This is a genomic window from Pelomicrobium sp. P1 (assembly GCF_052805615.1).
Genome location: NZ_JBRBEM010000012.1, coordinates 1 through 22,021, shown reverse-complemented (window position 1 = coordinate 22,021; position 22,021 = coordinate 1). Strand labels below are relative to the sequence as shown.

Here is a 22,021-nt window from a genome sequence, read left to right as displayed (position 1 = left end):
TCAGGCCTCCTTGATACCGGCGGCGCGCTTGATGGCGGCGCGGATGCGCGGATAGGTGCCGCAGCGGCAGAGGTTGCCCCGCATCGCTTCGTCGATCTGGGCGTCGGTGGGCTTCGGGTGCTTCGCGAGCAACGCCACCGCGCTCATGATCTGGCCGGATTGGCAGTAGCCGCACTGAGGCACGTCCAGCTCGATCCAGACCTTTTGCACCGGATGATCGGCGTTGCGCGATAGCCCCTCGATGGTGGTGATCCTCTTTCCAGCCACCGCGGACACCGGCGTCACGCACGAGCGGGTGGGCTCCCCCTCCACGTGCACCGTGCAGGCACCGCACAGCGCCATGCCGCAGCCATATTTGGTGCCGGTAAGGCCCAAGTGGTCGCGCAGCACCCACAACAAGGGGGTCGAGGCATCCGCCTGCACGTTGCGCCGCCTGCCATTCACCGTCAAAGCAATCATGGTCAGCTCCTGTTAGAAAAATGTTTCACTTCTCCGGATTCTGCGCCGGCGGGGATCGAACGGGGCCCCCAATGCGTATTTCCTTCGTATGTTGAGAGTGAAGGGCGAGCAGGGGCGCATTATCGCCGAGCAAGGGGCGTGGTTCTTTCACGATCTTGCGCTGTTTTCAGGAACTTGCTCCCGGCAACGAACGGCGGCTGCGGCGGAATTTCTCGGGCGTCGTCCCCAGATGCTTGCGAAACAGCGTGGTGAGATGGCTCTGGCTGGACAATCCCACCGCAGCCGCGATCTCTGCAATTGGATCGTCGGTGGTCTCGAGCAGCATCCGGGCCCGCTCGATCCGGCGCTCCACCAGGTACCGGTGAGGTGATACGCCCACGGACCGCTTGAACGTCCGCAGGAACCCGTACAGACCCAGTTCCGCCACTGCGGCTAGATCCGCCAGGGCGATGGGCTGATCCAGGTGATCGTGGATGAAGTCCAGCACCCGGGCGATGCGCTTGCGCGACAGGTCGGGCCCCTCGCGAAGACACGGCGCCGAGTCCGAGTACCGGCGCACCACGTGCAGCGCCAGGGAAAGCGCCACGCTCTGGGCGAACAGCGGCCCCGCGACGCCGCCCGTCTCCATCTCGTCCACCAGGGCCCGGGCGGCGCCCAGTATGAAGGGATCCCGCACGTTGTCCACCGAACGCCATTGCGTCGGCACGGCAATCCCGTCTCGCTCTAACGCCCGGGCAATCCACTGGGGATCGAGCAGGATGGCGGCGAACTCCATCCAGGCTCCCTCGTACCAGCCCCACCGCTCCCGGTCTGCGGGGACGAAAGAGACGCGACCGGCGAGCTCCGGTCCGTCCATTCCGACCACGCCGTCGGTGCGGGTGACGGTCCGCCGCGTACCCCCCGCGAGCGTCACGTAGATCACGTGCCAGGGCAGCCGCACGACCCCCTCCGCCCTGGGCGCGATATGCCATCGCGCGGACTCCACGATCAGGCCCGGCCATGTCTGGCGGCGCTGGCCGGCGGCGCAACCGCTGTACTTACAGAGGGCGGGCTTGCCTGCGCTGGTGCGCGCGAGCGCCTCGGCAAGGGACCGGGCGAGATAGCCGGCATCGCAGCCGGAGGCGCTTTCTTGCGAATTCATACGGCTCTCCCGTGACGGGCCCCCCAAGCCCTTCGGGCGGTCAGGTCATGAGGGCTCGGTAGAGATTGACGATCATGCCGGCGGTAGCGCCCCAGATGAAGCGCCCCTCGTAGGGCATGGCGTAGTAGCTGCGCTCCCTGCCCCGGTAGGATGACGTACGGCGCTGGTGGTTCGTCGGGTTCATCAGGAACTCGAGGGGCACCTCGAACGCCTCCGCCACCTCGAAGGGGTCGGGATGGAGGGAAAAAGGCGGCACGACGTAGCCCACCACCGGCGTGACAGCGAAGCCGGTCACCGTATGGTAATCGGCCAGGCGCCCGAGAATCCGCACCCGCTCCCGCGGCAGGCCCACTTCCTCCTCGGCTTCCCGCAGGGCTGTTACCTCGGGCGTTGCGTCGCCCGGATCGACCCGGCCGCCGGGAAAGCTGATCTGCCCGGCATGGTCGTTCAAATGGGCGGTGCGCTGGGTGAGCAGCACCGTGAGCCCCCGTTCCCGCTGAACGAGGGGGATCAGTACCGCCGCGGGGATCGGGGCGCCGTTCCCTCGACGCGCAGGATCCGGCGCATCCCCCGGCACCCAATCGGTCCGGGCCCGGGCGACCGCCAGCCGCTCGGCGATTGCCTGGGGCGTCAAGGCCAAAGGGGCTACAGGCGTCGTCCCATCCATGGGAGAAGCAGGGGAATGGACAAGGCCAGGGACTAAATTCTTCCCTCGCCCTGTTTACTATAATGCGGAGCGGAAGCCAGCGCGAGCGCGCGAACGGTTTTTCCGTGCTTCCGCGAAACGGCAGGGAGGGAAGCGCCCTTTGCCTCCCCTCGGAAAGAGCGATCGTCATTCCCTGCACCCTTGACTTTGAACAAGAAGGAGATTCCCATGAAATTCAAGTCCCTGATCGTCGCCCTGGGCCTCGCCTTTGCCAGCGCCAGCGCCTTCGCCTTCCACTGCCCCGCCGACATGAAGGCCATCGACGCAGCCCTGGCCAAGAACCCCAAGCTCTCGGCGGAGCAGATGGCCGAGGTCAAGAAATACCGGGAGGAGGGGGAAAAGCTGCACAAGGCGGGCAAACACCAGGAGTCCGTGGACACCCTGGCCAAGGCCAAGAAGATCCTGGGCATCTGATCGCCCTTCACGCCGCTTCCTTTTCCCGAGACCGCCGGTTGCCGCCGGCGGTCTTCGTATTCAATCCGCGGCTGAGGGCAAAATAAGAAGGAGAACTCAGCCCTTGGAGGCCTCCCGTGGACACCGTGAACGCCGAACGGCTGCGCACCGAGCTCTATCCCGAGATCTCCCCCTACGCCTCCGGCATGCTGCCCCTGGACGACGTGCACACCATGTACTGGGAGCAGTCGGGCAAACCCGACGGGGTGCCGGTGGTATTCCTGCACGGGGGGCCAGGGGCCGGCGCGGTCCCCAACCACCGCCGCTTTTTCGACCCCGCCCATTACCGGATCGTCGTTTACGACCAGCGGGGCGCCGGCCGCTCCACCCCTTTGGGCGAACTCACCGACAACACGACGCCCCTACTGATCCAGGACCTGGAGAAGCTAAGGCGGTTTCTGGATATCGAGCGCTGGTTCGTGTTCGGGGGCTCCTGGGGCTCCACCCTCGCCATCGCCTACGCCGAAGCCCACCCCGAGCGCTGCCTGGGATTGATCCTGCGGGGCATCTTTCTCTGCCGCCCGTCCGAGATCCACTGGTTCCTCTACGGCGTGCGCAACTTCTTTCCCGAAGCGTGGCGCACCTTCGCCGAGTTCATCCCGCAAGCCGAACGGGACGACCTGCTCGCCGCCTACTACCGGCGGCTCACGGATCCCGATCCCGCGGTCCACATGCCCGCCGCCCGGACCTGGAGCGTGTACGAAGGCTCCTGCTCCACCCTGCTTCCCAGCCAGGAAACGGTGGACTATTTCGCCTCGGACGCGGTGGCCCTGGGCCTTGCCCGGATGGAGGCTCATTACTTCGTCCACCGGATCTTCCTGCCCGAGAACGCCCTGCTGGAGAACGTGGAGCGCATCCGCTCGATCCCGGGGGTGATCGTGCAAGGCCGCTACGACGCGGTCTGTCCCATCGTCACCGCGGACGAGCTCGCTCGCGCCTGGCCCGAGGCCCAGTACGTCGTGGTTCCCGACGCCGGCCATTCCGCCTGGGAGCCCGGCATCCGGGCGGAGCTGGTGAAGGCCATGGAGCGCTTCAAGCAGCCCGAGCCCCCGCGTCGATGAGACTCCGCTTGAGGGAATGGTCCTTGCGCTGGGCGGTTGAGGGGGCTTGACTTTGGCAATTATTTTTATAGTATTCGAATCATGGAAATGAAAGCCGCGATCCGGGCTCTTTCGGCCCTGGCCCAGGAAACCCGGCTCACGGTGTTCCGGCTGCTGGTGCAGGCGGGCTTCGGCGGGCTGCCGGTCCACAAGATCGCCGAAGCCGTGGGCGTAGCCGGGCCGACCCTCTCCTTCCACTTGAAGGAGCTCGTCCACGCCGGGCTCGTCCACGGGCGGCAGGAAGGCCGATTCATCTATTACAGCGCCAACTACGCCGCCATGGCCGAGCTGATGGCGTTCCTGTCGGAAAACTGTTGCGGCGGCAGCCCGGAACTCTGCACCCCGGCAGCGGATCGCCGCCCGGCATCGAAACGTCCGCGCAAGGAGGTCGCGAATCCATGAAACGCTTCCATGTCCACGTCTCGGTTTCGAACCTTAAGGAGAGCATCCGCTTCTACTCCGCTCTGTTCGGAGCGCCGCCCGCCTTGGTCAAACCCGATTATGCGAAATGGATGCTAGAGGATCCGCGCATCAATTTCGCCGTTTCCCAGCGCGGCGCGGCGCCGGGCGTGGATCACCTGGGCATCCAGGTGGACAGCGACGAGGAGCTCGCCCAGGTGCGGTCCCAGCTCGAGCGGGCGGCGCTGCCCGTGCGGGACGAGCCGGGGGCGGCCTGCTGCTACGCCCGCTCGGACAAGCACTGGGTGACCGATCCCCAGGGCATCGCCTGGGAAGCGTACCGGAGCCTAGGCACCATTCCCACTTTCAATGATGAAGGCGCCGGCGCGGCGGCGTGCTGCGGCCCTGCCGCGGCGCCGGTGAAGGCAAGTTTCGGCAAGCGCCGCGAGTGAACGGGGAGCGCGCCCTGACCGGCGGAAAATACAACGTGCTGTTCCTGTGCACGGGCAACTCCGCCCGCAGCATCCTGGCAGAGGCCCTCCTGCGGCACCACGGCGGAAGCCGGTTCAACGCCTACAGCGCCGGCAGCCATCCGGCCGGGCGTGTCAACCCCTACGTGCTGGAGTTCCTCGCCGCCCAGCGGCTGCCCACCGAAGGATTGCGCAGCAAGTCCTGGGACGAGTTCGCCCGGCCCGGCGCACCGCCCCTGCACTTCGTGTTCACCGTGTGCGACAACGCCGCTGGCGAAGCCTGCCCCATCTGGCCGGGGCAGCCCATGACGGCCCACTGGGGCGTTCCCGATCCCGCGCCCTACGAAGAGGACCCGGACAAGGCGCGCAAAGCCGTCCGGGACGCCTTCCATCTCCTGAGCCGCCGCATCGGCCTCTTCGTGAACCTTCCCCTGGAGAAGCTGGACCGCCTGGCCCTGCGGCGCCGGCTCGAGGAAATCGGCTGCACGGGCTGAACCCGCTTCACCATGGAATCGGTTGGCGGTCGCGGAAAAAGCCGCCGGTGGGCCCATCGTCCGGCAGAAGAGCCAGCCATACCGGGGTGTCGGCCCCCTCTTCCACCGAGCGGGGTGCGTCTGGGCCGCCCATGTCGGTGCGCACCCAGCCGGGGCAGGCGGCGTTCACCTTGATTCGCTCCCCCTCCAGCTCCGCCGCCAGGATCCGGGTGATCGCGTTGAGGGCGGTCTTGGAGACCCGGTAGGCGGGCGTGCCCGCCCCCATGGTGGCGAGCTGGGCGAGGCCGCTGGAGACGTTCACGATGCGCCCGCCACCCCGCTTCTTCATAAGGGGCGAGAGCGCCTGACAAAGCCTCAGGGCCCCCAAGGCGTTGGTCTCGAGCGCCTGGCGGAAGACCTCCAGGTTGAGGGTCAGGGCCTGCGCTCCCCGCCCCTCCGGCAGGATGCCCGCGTTGTTCACCAGGATGTCCAGGCCGCCGAAGGACCGCTCCAAGGCCCGGGCCAGGGCGTCCACGCTCTCCTGAGCGGTCACGTCCAGGGGCAGGAACTCCACGGAAAGCCCCTGGCGGCGCAGCCCTTCCCAGGCCGCCTTCCCCTTCTCCGGGTCCCGGGCGGTCATGACCACGTGCACGCCCCGGAGGGCGAGCTGGCGGGAAATTTCCAGGCCCAGCCCCCGGTTCGCCCCTGTCACCACCCCGATCTTCGGGCCGCTCGCAGTCCTCATGTCCGGACCTCCTTCTGGACGTGCCCGCCCCTCATTCCGTGTCCCCAAGCCGCCCCACCATGGCCTCGGGCCGCACCCATTCGTCGAACTGCTCCCCGGTCACGTAATCCAGCTCCAAGGCCGCCTGCTTGAGGGTGATGCCCTCCTGGTGGGCGAGCTTGGCGATCTCCGCCGCCTTGTCGTAGCCGATGTGGGGGGCGAGGGCCGTCACCAGCATGAGGGATTCGTGGAGGAGCTTCTCGATGCGCTGCACGTTGGGCTCGATGCCCACGGCGCAGTGGTCGTTGAAGCTCCGAGCGCTGTCCGCCAGCAGCCGCACGCTCTGGAGGAAGTTGTGGATGATGAGGGGCTTGAAGACGTTGAGCTCGAAGTTTCCCGAAGCACCGCCCAGATTGACGGCCACGTCGTTGCCCAGCACCTGGCAGCACACCATGGTCATGGCTTCCGACTGGGTAGGGTTCACCTTGCCGGGCATGATGGAGCTGCCCGGCTCGTTCTCGGGGATGCGGATCTCGCCGATGCCGCAACGGGGGCCGGAAGCGAGCCAGCGCACGTCGTTGGCGATCTTCATGAGGGCGGCGGCCAGGGTCTTGAGCGCCCCGTGGGCGGCCACCAGGGCGTCGTGGGCGGCCAGGGCCTCGAACTTGTTGGGGGCGGAAACGAAGGAAAGGCCGGTCAAGCGGGATAGCTCCTCGGCGCAGCGCCGGCCGAACTCGGGGTGGGTGTTCAGCCCCGTGCCCACCGCCGTGCCCCCAATGGCCAGCTCCGAGAGGTGCCAGCGGGTCGCGTCCAGATGGGCGAGCCCGTGGTCGAGCTGGGCCACCCAGCCGGAAATCTCCTGGCCCAGGGTAACGGGGGTGGCGTCCTGCAGGTGGGTGCGGCCGATCTTCACGATGTCCATGTAGCGCCGGGATTTCTCCGCCAGGGTCTCCCGCAGCCGGTTGACGGCGGGTTTGAGCCGCTCCTCGATCGCCTCCAGCGCCGCCACGTGCATGGCGGTGGGAAACACGTCGTTGGACGACTGGCCCCGGTTTACCTCGTCATTGGGATGGACCAGACGCTCCTGGCCCCGGGGGCCACCCAGGAGCTCGGAGGCCCGGTTGGCCAGCACCTCGTTCATGTTCATGTTGGTCTGGGTGCCAGAGCCTGTCTGCCAGACCACCAGGGGAAACTGGTCGTCGTGTCGGCCTTCGATCACCTCGTCCGCCGCTTGGATGATGGCCTGGGCCTTGCGGGCGTCCAAGAGGCCCAGGTCGCGGTTGACGGTGGCCGCCGCCCGTTTCACCCGGGCGAGGGCCCGGATCAGCTCCAGGGGCATGCGCTCGGTGCCGATGCGGAAGTTTTCCAGGGAGCGCTGGGTCTGGGCGCCCCAGAGGGCCCGCTCCGGCACCCGCACCACGCCCATCGTGTCCTTTTCTTCACGGAATCCGGTCATGGCAATGTTCCATGTAAAATCAAAGTGATAAGCTCAAACCCGAGTCCCTGCCCGAGGACTTGATGAAGCTTGCCGCCGACCCTATATAGGTCATCGAGAGCATTTTCTTCTTTGGGCGTGAAAGGTTAGACATAGGTGAAGGAGGTGAAAATATGGCGAACCTGATTCGTTTCGATCCCTTCGAAACCGCCGTCGATAACCTGTTCCGCAGCTTCTTGCGTCCCACTCTGCTCGACTGGGACACCCAGCGCACGGTCCGGGGGGTCATCCCCATGGACATCTGGGAGACCGATAACGCCTACGTCGTGATGGCGGAGCTCCCGGGGGTTCGCAAGGACAACATCAACGTGCGGGTCTTCGACAACCAGCTCGTGATCGAAGCGGAGGCGGTACAAGAGAAGCAAGCCGGTGAAGAAGCCAAGCAGCTCCTGGGCGAGCGCACCTATGGCAAGTTCAGCCGGTCCATTATGCTGCCCACCGAAATCGATTCCGAGCATGCCGAGGCCAAGCACGAGGATGGGGTTCTGCGCCTGACGCTGCCGAAGAAGGCGGACAGCATCGCCAAGCGGTTGACCGTCCAATAATAGACTTTCGGCCTGCTGCCGTTGAAAAAGCCCGCGGAAAGCGGGCTTTTTTATTCAAACCGTCGCGGCCACCGGGATCTTGCCGATCTTCGCCCGCCATTCGGCGGGGCCGGTAGCATGCACCGAGCGGCCTTCCGCATCCACCGCCACGGTGACTGGCATGTCCTTCACCTCGAACTCGTAGATCGCCTCCATCCCCAGGTCGGGGAAAGCCACCACCCGGGCGGCGCGGATCGCCTTGGACACCAGGTAGGCGGCCCCGCCCACGGCGATACAGTAGACCGCCTTGTGCCGCTTGATGGCCGCGATGGCCTCGGGCCCTCGTTCCGCTTTCCCCACCATGCCGATCAGCCCCGTTTTCGCCAGCATGGCGTCGGTGAACTTGTCCATGCGGGTGGCGGTGGTTGGGCCGGCGGGGCCCACCACCTCGTCCCGCACCGGGTCCACGGGCCCCACGTAGTAGATGAAGCGGTTGGTGAAATCCACCGGCAGCTTCTCCCCGCGGCTCAGCATGTCGGTCAAGCGCTTGTGGGCCGCGTCCCGCCCCGTGAGGAGCTTGCCGGAAAGAAGCACCCGCTCCCCGGCGCGCCAGGCGAGGATGTCCTCCCGGGTGATGGTGTCCAGGTTCACCCGGCGAGCGCCTTGGACCCCCGTGAGCTCGATCTTAGGCCACAGGTCCAGGCTGGGGGGCACGAGCGCCACCGGCCCCGAGCCGTCCAGGACGAAGTGGGCATGACGGGTGGCGGCGCAGTTGGGGATCATGCCCACGGGAAGCGACGCCGCATGGGTCGGATAGTGCCGGATTTTCACGTCCAACACGGTGGTGAGACCCCCGAGCCCCTGGGCGCCGATCCCCAGGGCGTTCACCTTCTCGTAGAGCTCGAGCCGCAGTTCCTCGATCCGGTTCTTGGGCCCCCGTGCCTGGAGCTCATGGATGTCGATGGGCTCCAGGATCGCTTCCTTGGCCATCACCATCGCCTTTTCGGGCGTTCCGCCGATGCCCAGCCCCAGGATGCCCGGCGGACACCAGCCGGCCCCCATGGTGGGCACGGTCTTCAGCACCCAGTCCACGATGGAATCCGAAGGGTTCAGCATGGTGAACTTGGCCTTGTTCTCCGAACCGCCGCCCTTGGCCGCCAGAATCACTTCCACCGTGTCCCCTGGCACCACCTCCATGTGGATCACCGCCGGGGTATTGTCCCGCGTGTTCTTCCGCTCCCCTGCCGGATCTGCCAGGATAGAAGCGCGCAGCACGTTGTCCGGATGGGTATAAGCGCGGCGCACGCCCTCGTTCACCATGTCGGCCACGCCCATGGTGGCGTCCCAACGCACGTTCATGCCGATTTTGAGGAACACCACCGCGATGCCCGTATCCTGGCAGAGGGGACGGTGTCCTTCCGCGCACATGCGGGAGTTGACCAGGATCTGGGCCATGGCGTCCTTGGCAGCGGGCGAAGCCTCCCGCTCGTAGGCTTCGGTCAACGCCTTGATATAGTCAGCGGGATGGTAGTAGGAGATGTACTGGAACGCGTCGGCGATGCTCTGGATAAGGTCTTCCTGCTTGATGACGGCCATGATCGGTCCCCAGAGAGCGGCCGCTCCCGGCCGCGAAGGAAAAACGAAGAAGAATCGAGACTGCTATTTTACCCCATCGCCCCGGGCCGCCGCCCGCCTGGATCTGGGACCGGACGGCCTCAACGCTTGATGGTCTCTACCACCAGCAGCGCCGTCATGTTGATCAGCCGCCTGACCGTGGCGCTCGGGGTGAGGATGTGCACCGGCATGGCCGCCCCGAGGAGGATGGGCCCCACGGTGATGCCGCCCCCCGCTGCCTGCTTGAGCAGGTTGAACGAGATGTTGGCCGCTTCCACGTTGGGCATGATGAGGAGATTGGCGGGCCCCTTGAGCTTGGAGTTGGGGAACACCGCGAGGCGGATCTCCTCGGACAGGGCCGCGTCCCCGTGCATCTCCCCTTCGCACTCCAGCGCCGGCGCCATGCTCTCGAGCAGCTCCCGGGCGCGGGCCATCTTCGCCGCCGATTCGTCCCGCACGCTCCCGAAGCTGGAGTGGGACAGCAGCGCCACTTTGGGGGTAACGCCGAAGCGGCGCACCTCGTCCGCCGCCATGAGGGTCATCTCGGCGATCTGCTCCGGGGTAGGGTCCTTGTTGATGTAAGTGTCGCACAGGAACAGGGTGCGCTCCGGCAGCATGAGCAGGTTCATGGCGGCGAAGATCTTGGCACCCGATCGCAGCCCGATCACGTTCTGCACGTAGTACAGGTGCAGCAGGTAATGGGCGAAGGTGCCGCATAGCATGCCGTCCGCGTCCCCCTTGCGCACCATCATGGCCCCGATCAGGGTGCGCCGCCGGCGCATCTCGATCTTGGCGTACTCGGGCGACACGCCCTTGCGCTCCATGATCCGGTGGTACTCGGTCCAGTAGTCCCGGTAGCGGGGGTCGGAGTCCTGGTTCACCAGCTCGAAGTGCTCCCCGGGCCGGATGCGCAGCCCCAGCCGCCGGATGTTCATTTCGATCACCTCCGGCCGGCCGATCAAGATGGGCCAAGCGAGCCGCTCGTCCACCACCACCTGCACCGCCCGCAGCACCCGCGGGTCTTCCCCCTCGGCGTAGACGATGCGTTTGTCCGGAGCCGCCTTGGCCGCGGCGAAAATGGGCTTCATCACCAGCCCGGAGTGGTAGACGTACTGCTGCAGCTCGGCCTTGTAGGCCTCGAAGTCGGCGATCTCCCGGGTGGCCACCCCGCTCTCCATCGCCGCCTTGGCCACGGCGGGGGCAATCTTGAGGATCAGGCGGGGGTCGAAGGGTTTGGGGATGATGTACTCGGGCCCGAAGGCCACGTCCTGCTCGCCGTAGGCGCTGGCCACCACGTCGGACTGCTCCTGCTCGGCCAGCTCCGCGATGGCCTGGGCGGCGGCGAGCTCCATCTCCCGGGTGATGGCGGTGGCGCCCACGTCCAGCGCTCCACGGAAGATAAAGGGGAAGCAGAGCACGTTGTTGACCTGGTTGGGGTAGTCGGAGCGGCCGGTGGCGATGATGCAATCGGGCCGCACCGCCTTGGCCTCCTCCGGCATGATCTCGGGGACCGGGTTGGCGAGGGCCAGAATGAGGGGCTTGTCGGCCATGCGCTTCACCATCTCGGGCTTGAGCACCCCGCCGGCGGAAAGCCCGAGAAAGACGTCCGCCCCCTGGATCACCTCCGCCAGGGTGCGAGCCTCGGTCCTCTGGGCGTAAATCGCCTTGTAGGGGTCCATCTCCTCGGTGCGCCCTTGGTACACCACGCCTTTGATGTCGGTCACCCAGATGTTCTCGCGCTTAAGCCCCATCGCCTCCAGAAGCCCCAGGCAGGCAAGGGCGGCCGCCCCCGCGCCCGAGGTGACCAGCTTCACCCGGCCGATGTCCTTGCCGACGATCTTGAGCCCGTTCCTCACCGCCGCGCCCACGATGATGGCGGTGCCGTGCTGGTCGTCGTGGAACACCGGGATCTTCATCCGCTCCCGGAGCTTGCGCTCGATGTAGAAGCACTCGGGGGCTTTGATGTCTTCCAGGTTAATGCCGCCGAAGGTGGGCTCCAGGGCGGCGATCATGTCTACCAGCCGGTCCGGATCGCTCTCGGCGAGCTCGATGTCGAACACGTCGATGCCGGCGAACTTCTTGAACAGCACCGCCTTGCCTTCCATGACGGGCTTGGCCGCCAGGGGCCCGATGTTGCCAAGCCCGAGCACCGCCGTGCCATTGGTCACCACGCCCACCAGGTTGCCCCGGGCAGTCAGGTTGCGCACCTCGGCGGGGTCCTCCTGGATGGCCAGGCAGGCGGCGCTCACTCCGGGGGAATAGGCGAGGCTCAGATCCCGCTGGTTAATGAGACCCTTGGTCGGCGCGATGGAGATCTTGCCGGGCTTGGGCAGGCGGTGATACTGGAGCGCGCTCTGGCGCAGTTGGTCGTCCATTCCTTCTCCCGGCATGGGGTCGCGAGGGCGAAAATTATATACTGGCCGCCGTTCGGCTTCTGAGAACCGCCGGCGGCGCCGGTGGTAAACTTCGACTACGAACCCCTTTCACTTCAGCGAAGCTTGCCCTTGAAACTCGTCACCTTCACCCGTCCCGAAGACGCCGAGCCCCGCATCGGGGTGCTCATCGACGAGACGACTGTGCTGGACGTGCTCGACGCCGCCCAGGCTCTGGGCGTTCGTCTTCCTTTCGACCCCTGGGACATGGTGTCGCTGATCGCTGCGGGCGACGGGGCCCTGGCGGCGCTTCGCGGCCTCTCCGGCACCGGAGAGGGGCAGCTTCCCCTGTCCCGAGTGAAGCTCCTCGCCCCCATCCCTCGACCGCGCAAGAACGTGTTCTGCGTAGGCTGGAACTACCTGGAGCACTTCGAGGAGGGGGAGCGCATCCGCCAGAGCGGGCAGCAGCTTCCGGACCATCCCGTCTTCTTCAGCAAGGCGGTGACCGCCATGATCGGCCCCCACGACCCGATTCCCTACGACCCGAAGGTCACCACCCAGCTCGACTGGGAGGTGGAGCTTGGCGTAGTGATCGGCCGGGCCGGCAAGAACATTCCCGAAGCGCGGGCCATGGAGCATGTGTTCGGCTATACGGTCGTGAACGACGTGTCGGCCCGGGACCTTCAGCGAGCCCACGGGGGTCAGTGGCACAAGGGTAAGAGCCTGGACGGCACCTGTCCCATGGGCCCGGCCATCGTTACCGCCGACGCTCTGGACCCCAACGGTCTGCGGGTCATGACCCGGGTGAACGGGGTGGTCAAGCAGGATTCCAATACCTGCCATCTCTACTTCAAGATCCCGCGCCTGATCGCCGAGCTGTCCCTGGGCATGACCCTGGAGCCCGGGGACGTGATCTCCACCGGCACCCCCCAGGGCGTGGGCTTCGCCCGCACACCGCCCGAATTCCTCCGGCCCGGCGATCTGCTGGAGACGGAAATCGAGGGAATCGGGGTATTGCGCAATCCCGTGGCGGCCTGAACCGCGGGACACCCCTCATCCCGCCGGGGTCACTTCACCCCTAGGACCTTGGAGGCCTTGGCCACGTCCCTGGGCTTGACCCAGAACATGGCCCCATAGCGTCCCTCGCCGGCGGAGACCGCATCCAGGGCGGTGATGTTGATCCCGGCCTCGGCAAGCTTGCCGATCACGTCGTAGATGGCGCCCACCCGGTCCTCCCCCTGGACTAGGAACACGGTCTTCTTGTCCCCCAGCTTCCACTTGAGCTTGCGGGCCGCCGCCTTGAGCTTGGCCGTGTCCTCCGGGATGAAGTCGATCTGGGCGCGCCGGGCACTGGGGAAGCCGGTGAAGCCGAGCAGGTTGACCCCCGCCTCCTTGAGGGCTTTCAGGTGATTGGCCGCCTCTCCGGGCTTGTCGGCCACCTGCATGGAAAAGTAGTCCGCCTTGCGCACCACGTCGGCCATAGCCTCCTCCTCGAGGAAATCGACCCCCTATGCTCTACGTATAGCAGACCCGCGCCCAAGCGCCAAAGGGTCGGCCGCGAAAGGGGCATTCGGCGGGCATGAAGGGCTGGCTTCGGGGAGAGGAACGCCCACCGGGAAGCTGCTTTCCTCCGTCCGCTAGGCGGCGCGGGCCCGCCGCCTCTGCCCTGCCGCCTGCTTGCGCCGAGCTTCCAGCTCGTCAAACAGGGCCACGAATTCCCGGGTAAGCTTGTGCCGGGGGGCGAGCTCGATCAGGGGCCGCGCCGCCTGGTGGGATTCCCGCACCTTGACCGAGGCCGACAAGCGGGATTCCAGCACCGGGAGCCCCTCCTGCCGGAGCTCCTCCACCAGCCGCTGGGGCAGCGTGGCCCGGGGCTGGAACTGATTGACGATGATGCCCTCCACCGTGAGGCCCGGATGGTGGTCGTCCCGGATCTCGCTCACCGCCTCGAGAAGGGCGTACAGGGCCCGGCGGGAGAAGTCGTCGCAGTCGAAGGGGATGAGGCAGGCATCGGCGGCGATCAGGGCCGAGCGGGTATAGAAGTTGAGGGCGGGGGGCGTGTCGATGAAAATGGCCTCATACTCCAGGGTGGCCAGGGCCTCCCGCAGCTTGTAGATCTTGTAGCGGGACTCCAGCTTCCCCTGGAGATGTTCCAGCTCCGGATGGGACGGCATCAGGTCCAGGCCGGCGAAAGGCGTGGGATGGGCGAATTCCGCCGGCGGCTTGCCGTAGAGGCTGAAGGAGAGCACCTGGTCGAAGAAGCGCGCGAGATGGAGCTCCACGGCGCCGGCTTCCTGGCCGAGAAGGTACTGGGTGGAGTTGCCTTGGGGGTCCAGGTCCACCACCAGGGTCTTGTAGCCGCGGCGCGCGCAAATGGCCGCCAGGTTGCAGGTGATGGTGGACTTTCCCACGCCGCCTTTCTGGTTGAAAATTACGCGCTTCATCGCTCCTCCTCCCCGGTCGCAGTACCGGCCGCTATTAGACCATAGTTGATGCGGCGCACAAAGGCGCCCTGGGACCTTTTTTCCCAACGGAAGCCCGACCGATGAAATTTCTCAAGGCCGTGCGGCTCGACGCTTCGGACGAGAAAATCTTCGCCCCGGAAGGCGCAGCCGAGGACGGGGAGTGGCTCACTTCGGGCGGTTTCGCCGTGTGCGACCTGAGCGGCGGTCAGCACCGGCGCCCCCACTGCCATTGCCTGGACTCCTTTGTCGCGGTTGGAAGCCTCAAGCGCTGTACCATCGCCGAAGTGACGCAGATCGGCGAGCCCGAGTACCGACAAGTCGTCGAGCGCATGGTCAGGTTCTTTATGGACGGCCTGGGTGCTCCCTCGGAGGAAGCCGCCCGTGAGGTGGCCGAGGAGGAGGCCGCTTATACGGCCCAGCTCTGCGAAGGTTTCGACACAGGGGTTTGGATCACGGTAAGCCGCGAACCCAACGAGCAGGGACTGGGCGAGCACTATCGGGTCTATCCCCGGCTGATGATCGGCGCCCACAAGCTGCGATGAAGCCGGCCCCGCCCAGGGACGGCGCGGTCGAGCCCCTTCCGGGCCCACTCTCCCGGTTGCCCGCAGTGCGGTTCGACGCCGCGGGCCGCCGCCATGTGGATCTACAAGCGGTGGGGCGGCTCGCCGTGCCCCTGGCCGCCAACAGCGCCCTGCAGGCGGTGCTCAATCTCACCGACACCTGGTTCGTTGGGCGCCTGTCCACAGACGCCACCACCGCCCTGGGGGCCGTGCATTTCCTGGTGATCGTGTGCTTCCTGGTAGTGGGCGGCACGGGCCTTGCCGTGCAACCCCTGGTGGCCCAGGCCTACGGCGCGCGCCGGGAGCGGCGCGCCTCCCAGGCGGCATGGCTGGGGATGTGGGGGACCCTCTGCGCGGTGCCCGCCTTCGTCGGCCTAGCCTTCGCCGGAGCGGGAATCCTGGGGCCCCTCGGGCTTCCGCCGTCGATCCATGCCCTGGCCCTGGACTACTGGTCCCCCCGATTGTTGGGCGCCCCCGTCGGCGTGCTGTTGTGGACGCTCTGCGCCTTTTTCAACGGCATCGGCCGCACCGGGGTCACCCTGACCCTGATGGCCGTGGTGGCCGTGCTGAACGTGCCCCTCAACGAGCTTCTGATCTTTCGCCTCGAACTCGGCATGGCCGGCGCCGCCTGGGCCACCTCTATAGCCATGGCGGCGGGGGCGGTCCTGGCGCTGGCGGCGTTTCTCTCCCGCCCGGTGCGAGACGAATACGCGAGCCACCTCACCTGGCGGCCCCGCTGGCACGGCATCGGGCGGCTCCTCGCCCTGGGGCTTCCCACCGGCCTCCTGCCGGCCGTGGAGATCGCCGCCTTCTGGCTATTCCAGGTGATGATGGCGCGCCTCGGCCCGGTGGACGGCGCTGCCAGCCAGATCGTGATGGCCCTCACCTCCCTCGCCTACATGCCGGTGGTGGGCCTAGCGCTGGCGGGCACCACCCTGGTGGGCCAGTCCATCGGCGCCGGCGACAAGGCATGGGCCGCTCGCGTGGGCGACACTACCATCACCCTCGCCGTGGGTTACATGGCGGCGGTGGGCCTGGCTCTGGCACTCTCCGGCCCCTGGCTGATCCCCCTGTTCGTGAACGCCGCCGATTCGAACGCGCCAGAGGTGGTGCGGCTGGGCGTGGTGCTGATGTGGATCGCCGCCGGTTACCAGATCTTCGACGGGATTAACATCGGCGCGAGCTTCTGCCTGCGGGGGGCGGGCGACGTGCGCGTTCCCACGGCCCTCATCACCGTGCTCGCCTGGGCGGGCTTCATTCCTGCCGTGCACGTCATCTCCTTCGCCCCTGGACAGGGCTGGATCGACGCTCTGCCGGCCTGGGGATGGGGCGCCGTGGGGGGCTGGCTCGCCGCCCTGCTCTACATCGTCGCCGCCGGCCTCACCCTGTTCGCCCGCTGGCGCTCCGGAGCGTGGCGATCGATCCGGCTTGCCTAGCGGTCAATCCACGCGGACTACGGTGATCTCGTCCCCGTCGCTCACGCCCGCAAGCAGCCTAGGGTCGTCGTCGAGCTTGCCGAGAACGTTGACCTTGGTGACCAGTCTGCACTCATTGCCCCGGGAAACGGGGGTTGGCCCGAAGGGGAGGGCGAGGGAGCTCCCCTCCACCCAGAAGCACACGGTGCCCGGATCCACGACTTGCCGCGCGTTGGGCTCCAGGGCGGCCCGCACCGGGAGGCTGAAATAGACTTCGTCGCCCCAGGTGTTGGCCGAAGAGCGCGCCGGCAGGGCGGCGAGGACTTTCTCGGACGTGGGTGTCGCGTCCAGGGTGGCGGTGACGCTGCCCCCGGGCCAGGAAATGCGGATGCGAGCCATGACCAAATTTTAACCCCGCTCCGCCCGCCGGGAAACGGTTTTCGCCGCGTTTACGCTTTGACCTGGGCGACGATGCGTTGCAGGCGCCGCTTCTCCGACAACACCCTCGTCGGGTAGCGGTTCGCCTCGTCCCAACTGGAACCGTTGTAGAGCTTGAGCGCCTCCGTGAGGTCCCCGGTGCGCTCGAAGTACTCCCGCAGGATCTCCGCCCCCACGCGAATGTTGATTTCCGGCTGCAGCACCGCCTCCTCGCCGCCGCGGGGCTCCAGCTTGTCCAGGTGATAGCGGGGGATAATCTGCATGAGCCCCTTGGCGCCGGCCACGCTCTCGGCGATGGGGTTGAAGCGGGACTCGACGGCCATCACCGCCAGGATGAGCAGGGGATCCAGTTGCAGCTCCCGCCCCGCGTGGAAAGCGGCGGAAACTAGCTGCCGCGTCGCCTCCTCCGCCACCTGGTAACGGCGGGAGAGAAAGACGGTCAGGGCGTCGATCCTGGCCCCATCGGCGACGAGGCTTTTGGCCCGCCGGAAAGCCCCTGGCGTCGAGTCCTCTGCCGCTTCCGCGGCGTCGTCCAGGACCGCCTGGCCCTCGAGATGGGGCCGCAGGTCGGCCAGGGCCCAGACGGAAAGGGGATAGGCGGGATGGGAAAACAGCGCCGCAATGAACAGCAGCGCAAACCAATTGGCATGGAGCCGCTCCCGATCGGCCCACGGGCCGCTCCGGAGCGGGGAGTGCGGGTTTGCCATGACAGCAATCCTCCTTTAGATCGCGGCGCCGGCGGCTCTCCACCCCACCGGGTTTTAGCCATAGCCGGCGCACAGGTCGTTACCTTGCTCGGGTAACCGGTTCGCTCCTTCGTGTTTCTTCCCCAGCGCCGTGGCGCGGCGCCATGTTCTCCTCGACACTGAAACGGCCACCTCAGTGGCCGTTTGCTGCATTGCAGCATAACTATTTTACTGGTTAGTTTCCTCCCCAGTCAAATGAAAAATTTCATTGTTTTTTTATGAGGATGGATTTTTTCCCGGGCGCTTCTCGGACGTTTGCCACGCCCGCAAGGGGGCGTTGCGACCCCCGGAACCCCTCCCCTATACTCGGACGAAAGATCGCCCCCGCGGACACGACACTAACCTTGGAGGAGGCCCATGGCCTTGATCACGACAGAAGCGATCCGTGCCGTGGCCCTGGTGGGACACGCCGGCGCCGGGAAAACCACCCTGGCGGAAGCCCTGCTCTACCGGGCCGGCGCGATTCCGGCCATGGGTTCCATCGAGCGCGGGACCACGGTCTGCGATTTCGATCCCCTGGAAAAGCAGCACCAGCACTCCCTCTACTCGGCGGTGGCCCACTTCGAGCACCAAGGCACTCGCATCCACCTCATCGATACCCCCGGCTACCCCGATTTCCTCGGCCAGGCCATCAGTTGCCTGCCTGCGGCGGAGACGGTGATCGTGGTGGTCAACGCCCAGACGGGTATCGAACTCACCACCACCCGGATGATGAACTGGGCCGCCCGGCGCAGGCTTTGCCGCATGATCGTGGTAAACAAGATCGACGCCGAGAACACCGACCTACCGGCCCTCCTCGACGCCCTGCAGGAGACCTTCGGCAAGGAGTGCCTGCCCATCAACCTGCCCGCCGCCGGCAGCACGAAAGTGGTGGATTGCTTCTTCAACCCGGCGGGAGAATCGGATTTCTCCTCCGTCGAGCAAGCGCACCGGGCCCTCATCGACCAGGTGGTGGAGGTGGACGAGGAGCTCATGGCCCTGTATCTGGAGCAGGGGGACATCGATCCCGAACAGCTCCACGCGCCCTTCGAAAAGGCGCTGCGGGAGGGGCACCTGGTCCCCATCTGCTTCGCTTCCGCCCGCACCGGCGCGGGCGTTCCGGAGCTGCTGGAAGTCTTCGTCAAGCTCCTGCCCAATCCCGCGGAGGGTAACCCCCGCCCCTTCATCAAGGGCGAGGGGCCGGAGGCGGAAGAGTTCCGCGCCGTGCCGGACCCGGACAAACACGTGGTAGCCCACGTGTTCAAGGTGAGCGTGGACCCGTTTGTGGGCAAGCTGGGCGTGTTCAAGGTGCACCAGGGCACCATCACCAAGGACTCCCAGCTTTTCATCGGCGACGCGAGGAAGCCCTTCAAGGTGGGCCACCTGTTCATGCTCCGGGGCAAGGAACATATCGAGGTGGAGCGCTGCATCCCCGGCGACATCGCCGCGGTGGCCAAGGTGGAGGAGATTACCTTCGACGCCGTGCTGCACGACCATCACGACGAGGATCGCATCCATTTGCAGCCCCTGGAGTTTCCCAACCCGATTTACGGGCTGGCCATCGACACGGTCAAGCGGGGAGACGAGCAGCGGCTGTGGGACGTGCTCGCCAAACTCGCCTCCGAAGACCCGTGCCTCAAGGTGGAGCGGCTGATGAGCACCAACGAGACGGTGGTGTGGGGCCTGGGCGAGCTGCACCTGCGCACCCTGCTCGAGCGCATGACCACCCAGTACAAGCTGGAGGTGAAGACCCATCCGCCGCGCATCGAGTACCGGGAGACCATCACCGCGCCGGCGGAGGGCCACCACCGGCACAAGAAGCAGACCGGCGGCGCGGGCCAGTTCGGCGAAGTCTTCCTGCGCATCGAGCCCCTGCCCCGGGGCGCGGGCTTCCAGTTCGTGGACGAGGTGAAAGGCGGCGCGATCCCGTCTCAGTTCATCCCGGCGGTGGAAAAGGGCGTGCAGCAAGTCATGGAATCCGGCGCCATCGCCGGCTACCCTATGCAGGACGTGCGGGTCGTGGTCTACGACGGCAAGACCCACCCGGTGGACGGGAAGGAGGTGGCCTTCATCACCGCCGGCAAGAAGGCGTTCCTGGACGCGGTCATGAAGGCGCGTCCCATCGTGCTGGAGCCCATTGTGCGCATCGAGATCACGGTCCCGGAGGCCAACATGGGCGACGTCGCCGGCGACATCGCCTCCAAGCGCGGCCAGGTCACCGGTACCCAGTCCGGGCGCGGCGGCATGGTCACGGTCTCCGGGCTCGTGCCTCTGTCCGAGCTCAACAACTATCAATCCCGGCTCAAGTCCTTGACCGGAGGCGCAGGCTCCTACAGCGTGGAGTTCAGCCACTATGAGCCGGTGCCGCCCAACGTTCAGCAGCAGCTCGTCGCCCAGCACAAGGCGCCGGCGGCGGAGGATTGAAGCCGGCCCCGCTCGCCCGCCTCAGCGGGCGAAGGGCGCCGCGTCCTCGATACGGGTGAGCAGGGGCAGCTCGCCGCGCTTCGCGCAGGTGGCGATGAAGTCCGCCCGCCCCATGGCCCGGTGGGTATCCCCCTCCAGCACCCGGGCGTTGAGCGCCTCGTAGTGCTCGGCGCGCTCCCCCAGAAGGGCGGCGAACAGCACTTCCAGCTCCCACGGGTCCACCTTGAGGCGGCCGAAGGGGTTGCCGTCTTCCGCCGGCGTCCAGAAGAGGCGCGGCTCCCAGTTGCGGGCGCGAATTTCCGGCCGCTGGTACCACTCCTTGAGCTTCTCCTCCAGAGACATGCCCGACCCTCCTTGGTCAGTGGTCACTTTTCCGTAACCTACGCATCAAAAAAGGAAAACGGGTTCTCCACAGATTCTGTGGATAACATTGTGGAAAAAGCCTTTTTTACGGCGCGGATGCCCTTGCGCCGGCTCGATTTTTGCCGCCCTGAACATGATTTAGGCACCCATTATCACGCAGCGAAATCAAATAATTAGATTTTTTCTGGCGCCGTTGCAAGACGACCGCCCAGCGCCGGTCTTAGCCGTCTGCGAGACGGTGGATAGTTCCCCTGCAAGCGCTTGACAGGGAAGCTCGGTTGTGGGCCGAACGGCGCATCGGGCAAGTCCCGTTTGCTGCGCGAAACAACGCGCCCGCCCTTGCGGGTTTCCCGGTTTCGTCTATGATCTCGCCTGGATATTTATACACAATATCAGGGTATGGACGAACTCACCCCGCGGCAGGCCGAGATCCTGGAATGGATCCGGGAATTCATGGAATTTACGGGCCTCCCCCCCACTCGGGCCGAGATGGCCGAGGCCCTCGGTTTCCGGTCGCCCAACGCGGCGGAAGAGCATCTGCGAACCCTGGCACGCAAGGGAGTCATCGAGCTGTTGCCGGGCGCTTCCCGCGGCATTCGGCTCAAGCTACCCGTAGGCCTGCCGGTAGTGGGACGCGTGGCCGCCGGCTCGCCAATCCTCGCCGCGCAAAACATCGAGACCCGCTACCGCATCGACGGCCAGGTGTTCAAGCCCCGAGCCCACTACCTGCTCCGGGTGCGGGGCATGAGCATGCGGGATGCCGGTATCCTGGACGGGGATCTCCTGGCGGTGCACCGCACCCGCGAGGTCCGCTCCGGCCAGATCGTGGTGGCCCGCCTCTACGATGAGGTGACGGTGAAACGCTTCAAGCGCCGCGGCCGGGAAGTGGTGCTGTTGCCGGAGAACCCCGAGTTCCCTCCCATCCCGGTCGATCCCCGCTCCCATTTCTTCGCCATCGAAGGGATCGGCGTGGGAATCATCCGCAACGAAAAGCCGTTCTGATCCGTTAATCCCGGGAGGAAACCGTGCTTACGGTTTTCTCCCCCTCGATCAGGGCGCGTTTGCACTCGACGCCCCAGCGGTAGCCCCGCAGCCGTCCGCCGGCCCCGACGGCCCGATGACAGGGGGATGGCGAGGGCGACCGATGTCCCGAGCAGGATAGCGCTGACGGAGATCAGAAACGTGACCAAGAGCAGGTTCGTCGCTCCCAATCCGACGACAGGCGCTGTCCGGTGGCGTGGAGCAGCCCGATAAAGACGACCGCGGCAAGCCCGACGCGGTCCCATCGGCTTGATCGGCGTTGGATTCCCTATCGCAGCCTCCAGCTCGACAAGCTGGATCCAAGCTTAAGGCCGCGGCGAGGTTGCTGTACTCCGCTTCTTGCGCTGCAATTGCCGAGCGTCCTCAAAATGCTTGACGACCCTCGGCCCTCTCCCCGCCGGGAGAGGGGGCAGGACTGCGGTAAATGGTTTGTCAACCATTTAGTGTAAGCTTAATAAAATGCCCGCCTTCCGGCGGGCGTCGAGAGGCGCGAAGCCGCTTCGCCTCAGCCGAGCATATCGTTCCAAATGTTCTGGCCCCAGGCCCAGGCGTACTGGGCTTCCAGCTCGTTGCGGGCGCTGGACAAGCCCCCTGCCCCCTGCACGGTGACCATGGTCTTTTTCTCCGGGTCGTAGCGGTGCACCGAGGCCACGTGCATCG

24 protein-coding genes and 1 pseudogene are annotated in these 22,021 nt (G+C 66.3%); 11 read left to right on the top strand and 14 right to left on the bottom strand.

What is annotated here, in order from left to right:
* The 3 genes from ACUVYZ_RS12335 to ACUVYZ_RS12325 all read right to left on the bottom strand — a co-directional run bounded on the left by ACUVYZ_RS12335 (position 1) and on the right by ACUVYZ_RS12325 (position 2,267).
* Positions 1 to 459, bottom strand: a complete 459-nt coding sequence (locus ACUVYZ_RS12335) for a (2Fe-2S)-binding protein (protein ID WP_439934814.1) — start codon at positions 457 to 459, stop codon at positions 1 to 3.
* Between the two features lie 166 nt (positions 460 to 625).
* On the bottom strand, positions 626 to 1,087 hold the full coding sequence (locus ACUVYZ_RS12330; protein WP_446033073.1) for a helix-turn-helix domain-containing protein: 462 nt from the start codon (positions 1,085 to 1,087) through the stop codon (positions 626 to 628).
* 553 nt (positions 1,088 to 1,640) lie between these two features.
* Positions 1,641 to 2,267, bottom strand: coding sequence for a CoA pyrophosphatase (locus tag ACUVYZ_RS12325; protein WP_439934815.1), 627 nt, complete (start codon positions 2,265 to 2,267; stop codon positions 1,641 to 1,643).
* Between the two features lie 207 nt (positions 2,268 to 2,474).
* On the opposite strand from ACUVYZ_RS12325, the gene ACUVYZ_RS12320 reads away from it, so the two are divergent.
* The 5 genes from ACUVYZ_RS12320 to ACUVYZ_RS12300 all read left to right on the top strand — a co-directional run bounded on the left by ACUVYZ_RS12320 (position 2,475) and on the right by ACUVYZ_RS12300 (position 5,222).
* Positions 2,475 to 2,720, top strand: coding sequence for a hypothetical protein (locus tag ACUVYZ_RS12320; protein WP_439934816.1), 246 nt, complete (start codon positions 2,475 to 2,477; stop codon positions 2,718 to 2,720).
* Positions 2,721 to 2,836: 116 nt separating this feature from the next.
* Positions 2,837 to 3,820 (top strand): prolyl aminopeptidase, encoded by a 984-nt coding sequence (gene pip / locus ACUVYZ_RS12315; RefSeq protein WP_439934817.1) that lies wholly within the window; start codon positions 2,837 to 2,839, stop codon positions 3,818 to 3,820.
* A gap of 81 nt (positions 3,821 to 3,901) precedes the next feature.
* Positions 3,902 to 4,261 (top strand): ArsR/SmtB family transcription factor, encoded by a 360-nt coding sequence (locus tag ACUVYZ_RS12310; protein WP_439934818.1) that lies wholly within the window; start codon positions 3,902 to 3,904, stop codon positions 4,259 to 4,261.
* Complete coding sequence (locus ACUVYZ_RS12305; protein WP_439934819.1) at positions 4,258 to 4,710, top strand: ArsI/CadI family heavy metal resistance metalloenzyme; 453 nt, start codon at positions 4,258 to 4,260, stop codon at positions 4,708 to 4,710. The genes ACUVYZ_RS12310 and ACUVYZ_RS12305 overlap by 4 nt, the downstream gene beginning before the upstream one ends.
* Complete coding sequence (locus tag ACUVYZ_RS12300; protein WP_439934820.1) at positions 4,707 to 5,222, top strand: arsenate reductase ArsC; 516 nt, start codon at positions 4,707 to 4,709, stop codon at positions 5,220 to 5,222. Before ACUVYZ_RS12305 ends, ACUVYZ_RS12300 begins: the two co-directional genes overlap by 4 nt.
* 7 nt (positions 5,223 to 5,229) lie before the next feature.
* Here ACUVYZ_RS12300 and ACUVYZ_RS12295 read toward each other — a convergent pair whose 3' ends face one another.
* Both ACUVYZ_RS12295 and fumC read right to left on the bottom strand, forming a co-directional pair.
* Positions 5,230 to 5,946, bottom strand: coding sequence for an SDR family oxidoreductase (locus tag ACUVYZ_RS12295; protein ID WP_439934821.1), 717 nt, complete (start codon positions 5,944 to 5,946; stop codon positions 5,230 to 5,232).
* A gap of 31 nt (positions 5,947 to 5,977) precedes the next feature.
* Positions 5,978 to 7,381 carry a class II fumarate hydratase gene (gene fumC, locus ACUVYZ_RS12290; protein ID WP_439934822.1) on the bottom strand — a complete coding sequence of 468 codons (1,404 nt, stop codon included), beginning with the start codon at positions 7,379 to 7,381 and terminating at the stop codon, positions 5,978 to 5,980.
* Positions 7,382 to 7,533: 152 nt separating this feature from the next.
* On the opposite strand from fumC, the gene ACUVYZ_RS12285 reads away from it, so the two are divergent.
* Entirely contained in the window at positions 7,534 to 7,965 is a 432-nt protein-coding gene (locus tag ACUVYZ_RS12285; protein WP_439934823.1) for an Hsp20/alpha crystallin family protein, read from the top strand.
* A gap of 54 nt (positions 7,966 to 8,019) precedes the next feature.
* Here the strand turns inward: ACUVYZ_RS12285 and ACUVYZ_RS12280 are convergent, their stop codons facing one another.
* Together ACUVYZ_RS12280 and ACUVYZ_RS12275 are read right to left on the bottom strand one after the other, a co-directional pair.
* Complete coding sequence (locus tag ACUVYZ_RS12280; RefSeq protein WP_439934824.1) at positions 8,020 to 9,540, bottom strand: fumarate hydratase; 1,521 nt, start codon at positions 9,538 to 9,540, stop codon at positions 8,020 to 8,022.
* A gap of 119 nt (positions 9,541 to 9,659) precedes the next feature.
* Positions 9,660 to 11,933 (bottom strand): NADP-dependent malic enzyme, encoded by a 2,274-nt coding sequence (locus ACUVYZ_RS12275; RefSeq protein ID WP_439934825.1) that lies wholly within the window; start codon positions 11,931 to 11,933, stop codon positions 9,660 to 9,662.
* Positions 11,934 to 12,062: 129 nt separating this feature from the next.
* Here ACUVYZ_RS12275 and ACUVYZ_RS12270 point away from each other — a divergent pair, with 129 nt between their 5' ends.
* On the top strand, positions 12,063 to 12,968 hold the full coding sequence (locus ACUVYZ_RS12270) for a fumarylacetoacetate hydrolase family protein (protein WP_439934826.1): 906 nt from the start codon (positions 12,063 to 12,065) through the stop codon (positions 12,966 to 12,968).
* A 29-nt stretch (positions 12,969 to 12,997) separates the two neighbouring features.
* Here the strand turns inward: ACUVYZ_RS12270 and ACUVYZ_RS12265 are convergent, their stop codons facing one another.
* Positions 12,998 to 13,411, bottom strand: coding sequence for an ACT domain-containing protein (locus ACUVYZ_RS12265; protein ID WP_439934827.1), 414 nt, complete (start codon positions 13,409 to 13,411; stop codon positions 12,998 to 13,000).
* A 156-nt stretch (positions 13,412 to 13,567) separates the two neighbouring features.
* Entirely contained in the window at positions 13,568 to 14,374 is an 807-nt protein-coding gene (locus tag ACUVYZ_RS12260; protein WP_439934828.1) for a ParA family protein, read from the bottom strand.
* A gap of 101 nt (positions 14,375 to 14,475) precedes the next feature.
* On the opposite strand from ACUVYZ_RS12260, the gene ACUVYZ_RS12255 reads away from it, so the two are divergent.
* On the top strand, positions 14,476 to 14,937 hold the full coding sequence (locus tag ACUVYZ_RS12255; RefSeq protein ID WP_439934829.1) for a DUF6505 family protein: 462 nt from the start codon (positions 14,476 to 14,478) through the stop codon (positions 14,935 to 14,937).
* The gene (locus ACUVYZ_RS12250; RefSeq protein ID WP_439934830.1) at positions 14,934 to 16,391 is read left to right on the top strand and encodes an MATE family efflux transporter; all 1,458 of its coding nucleotides are present in this window, start codon (positions 14,934 to 14,936) and stop codon (positions 16,389 to 16,391) included. Before ACUVYZ_RS12255 ends, ACUVYZ_RS12250 begins: the two co-directional genes overlap by 4 nt.
* 3 nt (positions 16,392 to 16,394) lie before the next feature.
* On the opposite strand, the gene ACUVYZ_RS12245 is transcribed toward ACUVYZ_RS12250, so the two are convergent.
* A complete protein-coding gene (locus ACUVYZ_RS12245) occupies positions 16,395 to 16,769 on the bottom strand; it encodes a cyclophilin-like fold protein (RefSeq protein ID WP_439934831.1) in 375 nt (124 codons plus the stop codon).
* A gap of 50 nt (positions 16,770 to 16,819) precedes the next feature.
* Positions 16,820 to 17,515, bottom strand: a complete 696-nt coding sequence (locus ACUVYZ_RS12240; RefSeq protein WP_439934832.1) for a transglycosylase SLT domain-containing protein — start codon at positions 17,513 to 17,515, stop codon at positions 16,820 to 16,822.
* A gap of 396 nt (positions 17,516 to 17,911) precedes the next feature.
* Here ACUVYZ_RS12240 and fusA point away from each other — a divergent pair, with 396 nt between their 5' ends.
* Positions 17,912 to 19,957 (top strand): elongation factor G, encoded by a 2,046-nt coding sequence (fusA, locus tag ACUVYZ_RS12235; RefSeq protein ID WP_439934833.1) that lies wholly within the window; start codon positions 17,912 to 17,914, stop codon positions 19,955 to 19,957.
* A 21-nt stretch (positions 19,958 to 19,978) separates the two neighbouring features.
* On the opposite strand, the gene ACUVYZ_RS12230 is transcribed toward fusA, so the two are convergent.
* The gene (locus ACUVYZ_RS12230; protein WP_439934834.1) at positions 19,979 to 20,299 is read right to left on the bottom strand and encodes a hypothetical protein; all 321 of its coding nucleotides are present in this window, start codon (positions 20,297 to 20,299) and stop codon (positions 19,979 to 19,981) included.
* A 420-nt stretch (positions 20,300 to 20,719) separates the two neighbouring features.
* On the opposite strand from ACUVYZ_RS12230, the gene lexA reads away from it, so the two are divergent.
* A complete protein-coding gene (gene lexA, locus ACUVYZ_RS12225; RefSeq protein WP_439934835.1) occupies positions 20,720 to 21,322 on the top strand; it encodes a transcriptional repressor LexA in 603 nt (200 codons plus the stop codon).
* A 4-nt stretch (positions 21,323 to 21,326) separates the two neighbouring features.
* Here lexA and ACUVYZ_RS12220 read toward each other — a convergent pair.
* Positions 21,327 to 21,452 (bottom strand): annotated as a pseudogene (locus tag ACUVYZ_RS12220) (MGMT family protein); the annotation flags it as partial.
* Between the two features lie 414 nt (positions 21,453 to 21,866).
* The coding region (locus ACUVYZ_RS12215) for an FCSD flavin-binding domain-containing protein (RefSeq protein ID WP_446033072.1) at positions 21,867 to 22,021 on the bottom strand (155 nt) is incomplete at its 5' end.

Coding starts and splice junctions, on each gene's coding strand:
- ACUVYZ_RS12285 (WP_439934823.1), top strand. CDS start 7,534: ATGGCGAACCTGATTCGTTTCGATCCCTTCGAAACCGCCGTCGATAAC.
- fumC (WP_439934822.1), bottom strand. CDS start 7,381: ATGACCGGATTCCGTGAAGAAAAGGACACGATGGGCGTGGTGCGGGTG.
- ACUVYZ_RS12305 (WP_439934819.1), top strand. CDS start 4,258: ATGAAACGCTTCCATGTCCACGTCTCGGTTTCGAACCTTAAGGAGAGC.
- ACUVYZ_RS12320 (WP_439934816.1), top strand. CDS start 2,475: ATGAAATTCAAGTCCCTGATCGTCGCCCTGGGCCTCGCCTTTGCCAGC.
- lexA (WP_439934835.1), top strand. CDS start 20,720: ATGGACGAACTCACCCCGCGGCAGGCCGAGATCCTGGAATGGATCCGG.
- ACUVYZ_RS12245 (WP_439934831.1), bottom strand. CDS start 16,769: ATGGCTCGCATCCGCATTTCCTGGCCCGGGGGCAGCGTCACCGCCACC.
- ACUVYZ_RS12265 (WP_439934827.1), bottom strand. CDS start 13,411: ATGGCCGACGTGGTGCGCAAGGCGGACTACTTTTCCATGCAGGTGGCC.
- ACUVYZ_RS12240 (WP_439934832.1), bottom strand. CDS start 17,515: ATGGCAAACCCGCACTCCCCGCTCCGGAGCGGCCCGTGGGCCGATCGG.
- ACUVYZ_RS12295 (WP_439934821.1), bottom strand. CDS start 5,946: ATGAGGACTGCGAGCGGCCCGAAGATCGGGGTGGTGACAGGGGCGAAC.
- ACUVYZ_RS12335 (WP_439934814.1), bottom strand. CDS start 459: ATGATTGCTTTGACGGTGAATGGCAGGCGGCGCAACGTGCAGGCGGAT.
- ACUVYZ_RS12310 (WP_439934818.1), top strand. CDS start 3,902: ATGGAAATGAAAGCCGCGATCCGGGCTCTTTCGGCCCTGGCCCAGGAA.
- ACUVYZ_RS12260 (WP_439934828.1), bottom strand. CDS start 14,374: ATGAAGCGCGTAATTTTCAACCAGAAAGGCGGCGTGGGAAAGTCCACC.
- ACUVYZ_RS12330 (WP_446033073.1), bottom strand. CDS start 1,087: ATGGAGACGGGCGGCGTCGCGGGGCCGCTGTTCGCCCAGAGCGTGGCG.
- ACUVYZ_RS12255 (WP_439934829.1), top strand. CDS start 14,476: ATGAAATTTCTCAAGGCCGTGCGGCTCGACGCTTCGGACGAGAAAATC.
- ACUVYZ_RS12250 (WP_439934830.1), top strand. CDS start 14,934: ATGAAGCCGGCCCCGCCCAGGGACGGCGCGGTCGAGCCCCTTCCGGGC.
- ACUVYZ_RS12275 (WP_439934825.1), bottom strand. CDS start 11,933: ATGGACGACCAACTGCGCCAGAGCGCGCTCCAGTATCACCGCCTGCCC.
- ACUVYZ_RS12325 (WP_439934815.1), bottom strand. CDS start 2,267: ATGGATGGGACGACGCCTGTAGCCCCTTTGGCCTTGACGCCCCAGGCA.
- fusA (WP_439934833.1), top strand. CDS start 17,912: ATGGCCTTGATCACGACAGAAGCGATCCGTGCCGTGGCCCTGGTGGGA.
- ACUVYZ_RS12230 (WP_439934834.1), bottom strand. CDS start 20,299: ATGTCTCTGGAGGAGAAGCTCAAGGAGTGGTACCAGCGGCCGGAAATT.
- ACUVYZ_RS12280 (WP_439934824.1), bottom strand. CDS start 9,540: ATGGCCGTCATCAAGCAGGAAGACCTTATCCAGAGCATCGCCGACGCG.